The 11,014-nt window shown below is 72.2% G+C and carries 9 protein-coding genes; 2 read left to right on the plus strand and 7 right to left on the minus strand.

The features are described 5' to 3' along the window. Positions 1-49: 49 nt before the first annotated feature. The 5 genes from ACFWGJ_RS35265 to ACFWGJ_RS35285 form a co-directional block, all read right to left on the minus strand. Positions 50-2,323 (minus strand): 2-dehydropantoate 2-reductase, encoded by a 2,274-nt coding sequence (locus ACFWGJ_RS35265; protein ID WP_387332747.1) that lies wholly within the window; start codon positions 2,321-2,323, stop codon positions 50-52. Then, the gene (locus ACFWGJ_RS35270) at positions 2,320-3,138 is read right to left on the minus strand and encodes an SDR family NAD(P)-dependent oxidoreductase (RefSeq protein ID WP_387332749.1); all 819 of its coding nucleotides are present in this window, start codon (positions 3,136-3,138) and stop codon (positions 2,320-2,322) included. Before ACFWGJ_RS35270 ends, ACFWGJ_RS35265 begins: the two co-directional genes overlap by 4 nt. Next, positions 3,138-4,469: an MFS transporter gene (locus tag ACFWGJ_RS35275; protein WP_387332750.1), complete on the minus strand. Its 1,332-nt coding sequence runs from the start codon at positions 4,467-4,469 to the stop codon at positions 3,138-3,140. The genes ACFWGJ_RS35270 and ACFWGJ_RS35275 overlap by 1 nt, the downstream gene beginning before the upstream one ends. Continuing rightward, a complete protein-coding gene (locus ACFWGJ_RS35280) occupies positions 4,466-5,443 on the minus strand; it encodes a polysaccharide deacetylase (protein ID WP_387332752.1) in 978 nt (325 codons plus the stop codon). Before ACFWGJ_RS35280 ends, ACFWGJ_RS35275 begins: the two co-directional genes overlap by 4 nt. Positions 5,444-5,525: 82 nt before the next feature. Beyond that, complete coding sequence (locus ACFWGJ_RS35285; protein ID WP_387332754.1) at positions 5,526-6,536, minus strand: Lrp/AsnC family transcriptional regulator; 1,011 nt, start codon at positions 6,534-6,536, stop codon at positions 5,526-5,528. A gap of 258 nt (positions 6,537-6,794) precedes the next feature. Between ACFWGJ_RS35285 and ACFWGJ_RS35290 the strand changes: the two genes are divergently transcribed. After that, positions 6,795-7,703 (plus strand): NAD-dependent protein deacetylase, encoded by a 909-nt coding sequence (locus ACFWGJ_RS35290; protein WP_387332755.1) that lies wholly within the window; start codon positions 6,795-6,797, stop codon positions 7,701-7,703. A 71-nt stretch (positions 7,704-7,774) separates the two neighbouring features. On the opposite strand, the gene ACFWGJ_RS35295 is transcribed toward ACFWGJ_RS35290, so the two are convergent. Continuing rightward, positions 7,775-8,677: a TIGR03619 family F420-dependent LLM class oxidoreductase gene (locus ACFWGJ_RS35295; protein WP_387332757.1), complete on the minus strand. Its 903-nt coding sequence runs from the start codon at positions 8,675-8,677 to the stop codon at positions 7,775-7,777. A 260-nt stretch (positions 8,678-8,937) separates the two neighbouring features. Continuing rightward, positions 8,938-9,861, minus strand: coding sequence for an alpha/beta hydrolase (locus ACFWGJ_RS35300; RefSeq protein ID WP_387332759.1), 924 nt, complete (start codon positions 9,859-9,861; stop codon positions 8,938-8,940). A gap of 194 nt (positions 9,862-10,055) precedes the next feature. On the opposite strand from ACFWGJ_RS35300, the gene ACFWGJ_RS35305 reads away from it, so the two are divergent. After that, positions 10,056-10,913 carry a helix-turn-helix domain-containing protein gene (locus ACFWGJ_RS35305; protein WP_387332761.1) on the plus strand — a complete coding sequence of 286 codons (858 nt, stop codon included), beginning with the start codon at positions 10,056-10,058 and terminating at the stop codon, positions 10,911-10,913. Positions 10,914-11,014 lie beyond the last annotated feature (101 nt).

The raw sequence follows: 11,014 nt of genomic DNA on the forward strand, positions 1-11,014 counted from the left end.
GCGGAGCCGAGTGCGCTCCGCGGCGGGGCGGGACATGGATCACTGCGGGCTAACCGGCGGCCAACGACACCAACACCGTGGCGGCCAGCGCGGAACGCGCGACCATGCCGGACACGGAGGTGTTCTCCGAGCGGGCGTGGGCGCCCGAGCCGACCGCACCGATGCCGTCCAGGACGGGCGTCCCCGCGGCCACGACGAAGTTGCCGTCGCTCGCTCCGCCCACGGACGCCTCCCGCAGGTCCTCCCCGAGCAGGGCGGCGCACCGGCGGGTCAACTCCGCGAGCGCCGCGACCTGTTCGGTCCGCTCGAAGACGGGCCGGTTCCAGTCCCCGGTGATCTGCACACGGGTGCGCGGATCCACCGGGCGCAGCGCGGCGAGGGCCTCGCTGATCCGATCCTGCTCGGCCGCCGAGGCGACGCGGATGTCGATGCGGCCGACGGCCCGTCCCGCGGTGACGTTGCTGCGGGTGCCGCCCTCCACCACGCCCACGTTGAGCGAGGTGCCCGCGTCCGGGGCGCGCAGGTCGGCCAGCCGCAGGATCTGGTGGGCGAGTTCGTCCACCGCGCTCGCCCCGGCGGTCGGGTCGAGCCCGGCGTGGGCCTCACTGCCGGTGACCGTCAGGGTGAACAGTCCCACTCCCTTGCGGGCCGTCTTGATCGCGCCGTCCGCCGCCGCCTCGAAGACCATGGCGAGCCTGCTGCCGTGCGACTCGGCGACGATGGCCTCGTGGGAGGTGAGGCTGCCCGTCTCCTCGTCGCCGTTGAGCATCAGGGTGCAGGCCGGCCTGGGCAGGCCCAGGGCGTCGAGGGCACGCAGGCCCCACACCGCCTGGACGAGCCCGGCCTTCATGTCGAACACGCCGGGCCCGCTGATGTGGTCGCCGTCCCGCCGGAAGGGCCAGTCGTCGAGGGTGCCGGTCGGCCAGACGGTGTCGTAGTGGCCGAGGAGCAGGACCGGCCGGCCGTCCTCCGCGACCGCGTCCCGGGCCGGATAGCGGCGGACGAGGATGTCCCCGGTGCCGGCCTTCGCCCGGGGAAGGATCTCCTCGGTGTCCGGTGTGCCCAGGCGCCGGTCGAGCCAGTCGCGCAGCCAGCCGAGGCAGGCAGCGAGGTCGTCCAGGTCGTCGCTGGCACTGCCCTGGGACGTGTACGCGTCGAGGTCGGCGACCATGTCCTCGCGGTGCTCGTCGAGCCAACTCCGTACCGCCGCGGCCTGTTCCGCCGCGGGCAGCCGGCCGGGCTTCGCGGGCGCGGCAGGGTGGTCCGGTTCGGCCGTCCGCCCGGGTGCCGGCGACCCGGCGAGCCGGTCCAGCTCCTCCAGCCGTCCCTCCGACATCCCGTCCGGGGCGCCTTCCAGTGAGCGCAGGCCGTCCATGACCGTACGCAGCAGCGGCGTGGGGAGTCCCTCGCGGGCCGCGTGCTCGAAGACGCCGGCGTAGTGGGTGGTCACCTCGACGGGCCGGTGCCGTACGGCGAGGTCGCGCCAGATGCCGCTGCGGTCCTTCGCCTGCGTACGCAGCCACGCGCTCAGGCGGTCGAAGGCGGCATCGCGTTCCGCCGGATCCGTACCCTGCCGGAACGGGAGGGGGTCGAAGGCGTCGAAGGCCTCCAGGGTGACGCCGAGCCGGTCGGACACGGCGAAGATCTCACCGGTCAGGGCGGCCATGGCGGGCCGGTGCCGGTCGATCAGGTCGGCCATGGGGGCGTCGGCGAGGGCGGTGGCGGCGAGCATCGCACCGAAACCGGCCTTGGCCCACAGGTACCCCTCGACGTTGTCGCTGGCCACCGCCGGACCCCAGCTCTGCAGGTCGGCGACGACCGCGCGGACACGGGGGCTCACCGGGGAGCCGCCGGGCTCACCGACGACGAGGGCCCCGGCGCCGCCGTCGAGGACGACACCCGGTTCGACCACGTCGGCGAAGATGTTGACGAACGCGGCGACGGTCCGACGGGCACCCACATGCTGGGCGATCAGATCCTCGTTGAAGCCGTTCTGCAGCGAGACGACATAACCGTCCGGCTCCAGCCGGGCTGCGATCCACGCCGCCGCCGTCCCCGTGGCCTGCGCCTTCACGGCCAGCAGGACCCGTCCGAGGGTGCCGGTGAACTCGTCCGGAGTGGCGGCGTCGACCGGCACGCTCGTACGGGACCCGCCGTGGGCGACGACGAGTCCGCGGGCGCGGATCGCGGCCACGTGCGCGGGGTCGGTGTCGACGACGGTGACCGGATGCCCGGCCCGCGCGAGGGCGAAGGCGAGGGTGCCGCCGATCGCGCCCCCGCCGACGACGGTGTAGGCGGCCCGCTCCGGGGAGGGGTCGGTCATGAGGGGAGTCCTTCCGTGAGGGCGGCAGGGATCGCCGTGTGCGGGGTGGCGCGGGTGTCGCCGGGCTGCCAGATACGGGGCAGGTGCAGCGCGCCCGTACTGGAGCCGCCGTCCACCCGCAGGACCTCCCCGGTGATCCAGGAGGCGTCCGGGCCCGCGATCCAGCACACCGCGCGGGCGATGTCCCCGGGGCTTCCCGGGCGGCCGAGCGGATTGGCGCCGATGGCGGCGGCGTACTCGACGGAGACGGGATTGCAGTCGCTGGACACCTGGACGAACCCGGGGCTGACCGCGTTGACGCGGATGCCGTGCTCGCCCAGTTCCAGGGCGGCGGCCCGGGTGGCCATCTCCAGCGCGGCCTTGGAACTCGCGTACGGGCCGCCGCCGGGGCGGGCCCGCAGCGCGGAGCCGGAGGAGATGTTGACGACCGAGCCGGGCCGTCCGGCCGCCATGGCGAGCCGCGCGAACGCGGCGGTGGCGAGCACGGGGGCGCGCAGGTTCACGGCGAACAGCCGGTCCCAGGCGGCTGCCTCGACCTTGGCCATGTCCAGGGACGGATAGACACCCGCCGCGTTGACCAGGACGTCCACGGGACCGTGCGCCGCCCAGGCCGCCTCGACCAGGGCGGCCGGGGCGTCCGGGTCGGTGAGGTCCGCGGTGTGCGTCGCCGTGCCGCCGCCCAGCCGTGCCGCGGCCGACTCCAGCGCCTCGGGATCGCGGTCGGCGAGCGTGAGCCGGTCGCCCCGTGCGGCGAACCCCTCGGCTATCGCGCCGCCGATACCGCCCGCGGCACCGGTGACGAGGACGTGCGCCATCAGCTGAACTCCTTGTCCTTGGTCTCCGGCATCGTGAGGTAGACGACGAGGGAGATGAGCGCGGCGCCGGAGACGTAGATCCACAGCAGGTCGCTGTGGCCGTTCTCGTGCATCCACGTGGTCAGATAGGGCGCCGTGCCGCCGAAGAGCGCTACCGCCAGCGCGTACGGCAGGGCGATACCCGTGGCGCGCACTTCCGCCGGGAACTGCTCGGCCATGATGACGGCGCAGTTGGCGGAGTAGCCGAGGATCAGCAGCATGCCGACGAGCTGCACCAGGAACAGGCTCAGGAAACTGCCGCTGAGCAGGTGCAGCAGCGGCCAGGCCAGGACCACGAAGCCACCGGCGAAGGCCGCCATCGTCGGCTTGCGGCCGATCTTGTCCGAGAGCAGCCCGACGAACGGCAGCGCGACGACGAACACGACCAGACACAGCGTCTGCGACAGCAGGGCCGTCTTGAGCGGGATGCCGGTGGTCAGATTCGCGTACGTGGGCAGGTAGTTGACCCAGATGTAGTAGGTCAGGGTGCCCGCGATCGTGATGCCGGCGACGCGCAGGGTCGCGGCCGGGTGCTCGACGAACATCGTCTTCACGGGGTTGGTACGGGTGCGGCCCGTGTCCTGCGCCTGGGTGAAGGACTCGGTGTCCTCCACCGTCACGCGCAGCCACAGTCCGACCAGGCCGAGGAGCCCGCCGAAGACGAACGCGGCGCGCCAGCCCCAGGAGTGCACGGCGTCGTCGCTGAGCGTCGAGGTGGTGAGGGTGCCCAGGAGCGAGGCGATGAGGACACCCCCCGCGACCGACACCTGCTGCCACGACCCGGCGAACGCACGCCTGCCACGGGCCGCCGACTCCACGAGGAAGGCGGAGGACGAACCGAACTCACCACCCGCGGAGAAGCCCTGTACGAGCCGGGCGATCAGCAGGATCAGCGGCGAGAGCACACCGATGGTGTCGTAGTTCGGGGTGATCGCGATCAGGAAACCGGCGCCCGCCATCAGCGCGACCGTGAGCGTCATGCCCTTCTTGCGGCCGTGGCGGTCGGCGTAGGCACCGAGGACCGCGGCACCGACCGGGCGCATCACGAAACCGACGGCGAACACGGCGAGCGTGGACAGCAGCGCCACCGCCCCGTCGCCCTTGGGGAAGAACTCGTCAGCGATGATCTTCGCGAAGATCGAGTACAGGGCCCAGTCGACCCACTCGACCGTGTTGCCGATGGTGCCGGCGACGATGGCCTTGCGCTGGGCACGGCTGAGTCTGCCCGGGGCGGGGGAGCCGCCGCCCTTGGACAGGGGGCCGGCGGGTGGTGTGGCGGATCCGGTGGTCATGGCGTCTGCTCCGGGGCGTCGGGGGCGGAACGGGCGGTCGTCCGGTCGTGTCCGACCGCGGCCCCGCTGCCCAGCACGGCACGGGCCGTGTCGGCGAGCTGGGCGTGCGTGGCGTACCAGACGTCGGAGTGGGCGGCGATGTGGTCGAGGAGTTCGCGCAGCGCCACCAGGCGTGAGCGGTGCCCGATGACGTGCGGATGCAGGGTGAGCTGGAAGACACCGCCGTCGCGGTACGCGGCGTCGAATTCGTCGGTCCAGATCTCCAGCACGTCGCGCGGACGGCTGTGCGGGCGGACGGAGCCGTAGCGGTCCATCGTGAAATAGGGGGCGTCGTCCCGGATCCAGTCCACGGGGATCTCGACCAGACCGGTGGGCCTGCCGTCCGCGACGATCTCATAGGGCTCGTCGTCGGCCATCAGCGAGGAGTCGTACGCGAAGCCGAGTTCGAGCATGATGGCGAGCGTCGAGTCGGAGAAGTCCCAGGACGGCGTACGGATACCGACGGGCCGCTGCCCGGTCAGCGTGGTGAGGGTGTCCAGGGCGCGTGCGGTCAGCTCCCGCTCGTCGTCGCGGCCCAGCAGCATGTTGCGCTCATGGATCCAGCCGTGGACGGCCAGCTCGTGACCGTCCCGGGTGTAGGCGCGCGCCTCCTCGGGGTGCACCAGGGCGGAGACCGCCGGCATGAAGAACGTGGCGGGTACGCCGTACCGGTCGAGGAGGTCCAGGATCCGGGGCGCGCCGACGCGGGCGCCGTACTCGCCCTGGGCGAGACGGCCGGGGCTGGTCTCGCCGTCGCGCAGCGGGATCGTCTCGTGGTCCGAGTCGAAGGAGAGCGCGACCGCGACGCGGGCGCCGCCGGGCCAGCGGTCGGGGACCAGCCGGCGTCCGGCGCGCACGGCGTCGAGGTGGCCGCGCCAGGTCGGTTCGGTCCAGCGCCAGCTCTCCGCGGGCAGGCCGGAGTCGTCTGTGGGCATGGTGACTCCACGGGGTCGGGGACAGGACGGGAAAAAGTGGACAAGCGAGGGGTGAGGGGGCCGCGGGCGGGCGGGTGTCCGCTCAGGCGGCGGGGCGGACCATGCGGTGCCAGGAGTACTTCATGGTGACGAGGTGCAGGGTCACGTCGGAGGCCAGCAGGCCGGGCAGCGCCCCGATGACGTCGCTGGTGTAGCGGAAGAGGTCGGCGCGGCGGGGGAGCACCATGTGCCCGACGAGGTTGAAGCGTCCGGTCGCCGCGCCCAGGAACTTGGTTCCCGGATGCCCGGCGAGCTGCCGACCGGCCGCGTCGAGCCGGTCGGGCTCGATCGACAGCCAGACCATGAACTCCGCGTCGTACCCGATCAGCGCCGGTTCGACCAGAGTGCGGAACTGCAGGATGCCGCGGGAGATGAGCCGGTCCATGGCCCGCGCGACGCTGGACTCGGTGTGCTCCAGGGTCCTGGCCAGCGTGCTGACCGGGGTGCGGCCGTCCTCCTTGAGGGCTGCGACGACCGCCTGCTCCAGGGGGGTGAGCGCCTGCGGTGTGACGTCCCAGTCGGCACGGTCGCACGACGACGCCAGGGAGTCGGGCCGCAGGCCGGCGGCGGCCTCGGCGGGCAGCAGTCCGGTGTCCCACATCGACGCCGAGGTGAACGCGCGGATGACCGGAACGGCCTCGGTGCTGGTGATGAGGTCGGCCGCGGGCAGGTCGGTGAACAGGATCCGCATCATCTCCTCGTTGTCGCGGGCCACGAAGTCGACGATGAGGTCGGCGGCGCCGGTGACGACGGCCACGAACCGCACGTCCGGACTGTCGGTGAGCCGGTCCGCGACCTCCAGCCCGCGGCCTGGCCTGGCCTGCACCCGGACGAGCATGGAGGATCCCTCCCGTGTCCGGTCCAGCTCCATGGTCCCGACGACCCGCAGCAGCCCGCGCTCGCGCAGGGCACGGTAGCGCCGCTGGGCGGTCGTCTCGCCGGCGCCCACCCATCGCGCCACCGCGCTCCACGGGGCACGACCGTTGAGCTGGAGCGCGGCGATGACGCGCCGGTCCAGGTCGTCGATGGTGTCCACGGGGGCTCGGTGGTTCATGGCGCCGACGCTAATGAGCACCGGTGCCGCCGTCAATGAAGGAATCCTGCATCACCCCTGGTCAAAGCCGTGTCATCCAGCAGCCGGGGGATTACGGAGCTGTAAAGGACGCAGTTGGGGCCCGTGCCCGCGCATGGCTGGAAGATGACGGATTACGCCACCGCGTGTCTGAAAAAGTTCCTCACGGGGCTGTCTGCGCGGACCGGCCCGTGGAGGTCACCGAGCACCGGGACGATGAAGGTTGCCTACTCTGGTGGCATGCGCATGCGCCCCACTCTGAGCTGGACCCCGACCGAGGACCTGCCGCCCGCCACCACGGATCCGCAGCCGGTCGCCGACGCGCTGCGTCTGGGCGGTGTGCTGGTGCTCAGCGGGGCGGGCATCTCCACGGAATCGGGCATCCCCGACTACCGGGGCGCGGGCGGGAGCCTGAGCCGGCACACCCCGATGACCTACCAGGACTTCGTCGGTGGTGCGCAGGCGCGGCGCAGGTACTGGGCGCGCAGCCACCTCGGCTGGCGTACCTTCGGCCGGGCCCGCCCCAACGCGGGACACCGGGCCGTCGCCGCCTTCGCGCGGCACGGCCTGCTCACGGGCGTGATCACGCAGAACGTCGACGGCCTGCACCAGGCCGCGGGCACCGAGGGTGTCGTGGAATTGCACGGAAGTCTGGACCGGGTCGTCTGTCTGTCCTGCGGCACCTTCAGCCCGCGCCGCGCACTCGCCCGCCGGCTGGAGGAGGCGAACGCGGGCTTCGAACCGGTGGCCGCGGCGATCAACCCCGACGGTGACGCCGACCTCACCGACGAGCAGGTCGGCGACTTCCAGGTGGTGCCCTGCACACGCTGCGGCGGCATCCTCAAGCCGGACGTGGTGTTCTTCGGCGAGTCCGTGCCCGCGGCCCGGGTCGAGGAGTGCCGCGCACTGGTCCGTGCGGCGACCTCCCTGCTGATCCTCGGCTCCTCGCTGACGGTGATGTCCGGGCTCCGCTTCGTCCGTCAGGCGGCGCAGGAAGGGAAGCCGGTGCTGATCGTCAACCGGGACGCGACCCGGGGTGACGTCCACGCCGTCACCCGGATCGGGCTCCCGCTGGGGACGACGCTGACCGCCGTGGCCGACGGTCTCGGCATCCCGGTCGAGGGCGAGGCGGCGGCCGGGATCGGGTAGCGCCCGAGCCGTGACGGCACGCCCCTCGGTGACCCGTGTCCCCGCGGGTACGACGGGGACACGGGCCCGGCTCAGCCTTCGTCCACCAGGGCGAGGATCTCGCCGGCCAGCTCGATCGAGTCCTCGACCGTGTCGGCGGTGTAGAGGGAGTCGATCATGAAGTGGTCGATGCCGGTGCGCTCGTGCACGGACTTGATGGTGTCCACGACGTCGGTGGTCGGGGTACCGGAGTCGATGTTGACGCGCAGGACCGCGTCGATGCCCGCCGGGTCGCGGCCGGCTTCCCGGGCCAGGCTGTCGATGAGGGCGCGCTGTGCGACGAGTCCGTCGATGTCGACGTAGCTCGGCACCACGCACAGCGGCAGCCAGCCGTCCCCCCGAAGGGCGACCCTGCGCAGGGCGCGCTCGGACATCGCTCCCAGGTAGACGGGCGGACGCGGGCTCTGGCGGGGCTTGAGCGGGGCGTGGTGCAGGGGCACGGTGAGGTGGGTGCCCTTGTACTCGGCCGGGTCGGTGGTCCATATGGTGTCGAGGGCGTCGAGCAGTTCCTCCATGCGCGCGCCACGCCGGTGGAAGTCCAGGCCGGCCGCCTCGTACTCCTCGGGGGACCAGCCGATGCCGAACCCGGGCAGCAGACGTCCTTCGCTCACCAGGTCGAGGGTGGTCAGCGAGCGGGCGAGCTGCACCGGCGGATACAGCGGCGCGATCAGTACGTGCATACCCAGCTGTACGTGTTCGGTGACGCTGGCCGCCGCCCCCAGCAGGACGAACGGGTCGGCGGCCGGGTTGAGTTCGGCCGGGATGGTGTCGCCCTGACCGCCGTAGCCGATCTTCGGGGACACCGCGGCCAGATTGCGGTCACCGACCCACAGACTCGCGGCGCCGGCCTGCTCGACCTCACGGGCGAAATGGGCGATGCGGGAGATGCCGAAAGCCTGCTTGTGGAACTGGGGGAGTGCGAAGCCGATCTTCATGTTCTGTCTTTCCTTGCTGAGACACGGTTTCGGGCAGCCGTGGGACCGCCCGACACGGTCGGGCGTCCGGCTCGTGACCACCGGACGTCCGTCGCCAAGTCGGCGCACCCACAAGGTAGTTGCGCGAACAACCATCGAGCGCGAAGGCGCGCCGTGAGGGTCTCTTCGCCTCTTGGCGGGCGAGGAGAGGACGGCCTTCGCGGGCGACGAGAGGACGGCCTTGTGTGGCGAGGAGAGGACAGCCGCGGCTGCGCAGCCCGTCAGTCGGTGGACAGGTGGGCGGCGTAGAAAGCGGTGAGCTTGTCGACGGCGGGGTCGATGTACTCCTTTTTGTCGTAGAGGTCGACATGGCTCGCGCCCTTGATCCAGTGGATCTCCTTGGGGCCGGTGGCGCGCTGGTGTGCCTCGACGGCCATCCACGCGGTGACGGCACGCTCGCCGATGATCTGGAGGACGGGGCGTGGGCCGATCAGCGGGACGGCGAAGAACGCGTCGTGCAGAGCCATCCTGTCGATGCTCTCCCAGGCGAGGGTCTTCGCGGAGCGCTCGTGCATGCCGCGCGGGGTGCGGTAGTAGTCGAAGCCCTCGACGCCGTGCTCCCCGCCCAGCGCACGGGCCTGCTCGGCGGTCTCGGGGAACATGGTCATCGCGCCGGGGTCCTCGCCGCGTGCGGCAGCACTGCGAGCCGCCGCCGCGGCGTCCAGCAGGGACCGGAAGACGGCCGGGTCCTGGGTGCCGTCGGCGCCCAGACGGAACTGCCGGGCGGGCTCGGCCGTGGACACGGTCGCCACGGCCTTGACGCGACGGTCACCGCCCGTGGCCGCCAGCGCATAGCTGCCGGAGGCACAGATGCCCAGCAGCCCGATGCGATCGGCGTCGACGTCGGCGCGGGCGGTGAGGTAAGAGACGGCGGCCTTGAAGTCCTCCACCCGCTGGGCGGGATCCTCCAGACCACGGGGCAGACCACCGGACTCTCCCTGGTAGGCGGCGTCGAAAGCCAGGGTGATGTACCCCCGCTCGGCCATCCGCCGCGCGTACGTGCCGGAGGTCTGCTCCTTCACACCGGTACCGGGGTGACCGACCACGAGCGCGGGCCGCGGACCCGACGCGGATGTGTCGGGGGTGTAGAGGTGGCCGGCGATCGGGATGCCGGCGCTGTCGAAGCTGACGGTGGTCCTGGCCATGCGGAACTCCCTGAGACGGTGGTGAGGTGGGGTGACGCACCGGCACGGCGGACTCGGGGTCCGTTTCCTGCCGGGTGACACCTCCACGTTCCGTCGTTCGCCGCACGGGCGGGAGAGCCAGGTTTCTGCCTGGGAAAGAACGTGCCCCCTCACCCGTGTGCCGTGGCCGTCGCGGCACAGCGACACTGGGGAGCATGACTGCAGACTCCGGCCCCCGGGCACTGGGCGCCTTCCTGAAGGCCCGCCGGGCCCAGCTCACACCGCGGGAGTGCGGCCTTCCCGAGACCGACTCCGCCCGCAGGGTCACGGGGCTGCGCCGCGAGGAGGCCGCCCAGCTGGCCGCCATCAGCGTGGACTACTACACGCGGCTGGAGCAGGGCCGCGTCCGGGCGTCCGCACCCGTGCTGATGACCCTGGCCCGTGCCCTGCGCCTCGACGACGACCAGCAGAAGTACCTCTACGAACTCGCGGGCCGTGCCGACGCCCACCCTCGCCGCCGCCGACCCGCACAGCGCCTGCGTCCGGCCATGCGGCGCCTGCTCGACCAGCTCACCGAAACCCCCGCGCTCGTCCTGGGCGAACGCCTCGACATCCTCGCCTGGAACCCCGCCGCCACAGCCCTCTACACGGACTTCGCAGCTCTTCCGGCGAACCGGCGCAACTACCTGCGGCTGCTCTTCACCGACCCGGTGGTCCGGCAACTGCACCAGGACTGGGCCCATGACGCCCGGGACGCCGTCGCCGCACTGCGGATGGAGGCCGCGGGCAGCGCCGACGACCCCGACCTCGCCCAACTCGTCGGCGAACTGTCCCTCCAGGACGCCGACTTCCGTACCTGGTGGGCCGAACACCGCGTCAACAGCGCCAGTTACGGCACGAAGCACTACCGCCACCACCTGGTGGGCGACCTCACCCTCGACTGCGACACCTGGGCCAGCCCTGACGGCTCCGGACAGCGCCTGATGGTCCTGACCGCCGAACCCGGCAGCCCGTCCCATGACGCCCTGCGCATCCTCGCGTCATGGACGGCCCGGCAACCGGCCGCTGACTGAGACAGCGTGCCGAGGGGCCGGCCGGGTGAGCGCGGCCGCTCGCGCACGCGGCGGCGCCGGTCTCCGTACGCGCCCGAGCCGGGCCGGAGTCACCCGTCAGG

Source organism: Streptomyces sp. NPDC060205 (assembly GCF_042728395.1).
Classification (GTDB): Bacteria; Actinomycetota; Actinomycetes; order Streptomycetales; family Streptomycetaceae; genus Streptomyces.

Coding starts and splice junctions, on each gene's coding strand:
- ACFWGJ_RS35265 (WP_387332747.1), bottom strand. CDS start 2,323: ATGACCGACCCCTCCCCGGAGCGGGCCGCCTACACCGTCGTCGGCGGG.
- ACFWGJ_RS35270 (WP_387332749.1), bottom strand. CDS start 3,138: ATGGCGCACGTCCTCGTCACCGGTGCCGCGGGCGGTATCGGCGGCGCG.
- ACFWGJ_RS35275 (WP_387332750.1), bottom strand. CDS start 4,469: ATGACCACCGGATCCGCCACACCACCCGCCGGCCCCCTGTCCAAGGGC.
- ACFWGJ_RS35280 (WP_387332752.1), bottom strand. CDS start 5,443: ATGCCCACAGACGACTCCGGCCTGCCCGCGGAGAGCTGGCGCTGGACC.
- ACFWGJ_RS35285 (WP_387332754.1), bottom strand. CDS start 6,536: ATGAACCACCGAGCCCCCGTGGACACCATCGACGACCTGGACCGGCGC.
- ACFWGJ_RS35290 (WP_387332755.1), top strand. CDS start 6,795: ATGCGCATGCGCCCCACTCTGAGCTGGACCCCGACCGAGGACCTGCCG.
- ACFWGJ_RS35295 (WP_387332757.1), bottom strand. CDS start 8,677: ATGAAGATCGGCTTCGCACTCCCCCAGTTCCACAAGCAGGCTTTCGGC.
- ACFWGJ_RS35300 (WP_387332759.1), bottom strand. CDS start 9,861: ATGGCCAGGACCACCGTCAGCTTCGACAGCGCCGGCATCCCGATCGCC.
- ACFWGJ_RS35305 (WP_387332761.1), top strand. CDS start 10,056: ATGACTGCAGACTCCGGCCCCCGGGCACTGGGCGCCTTCCTGAAGGCC.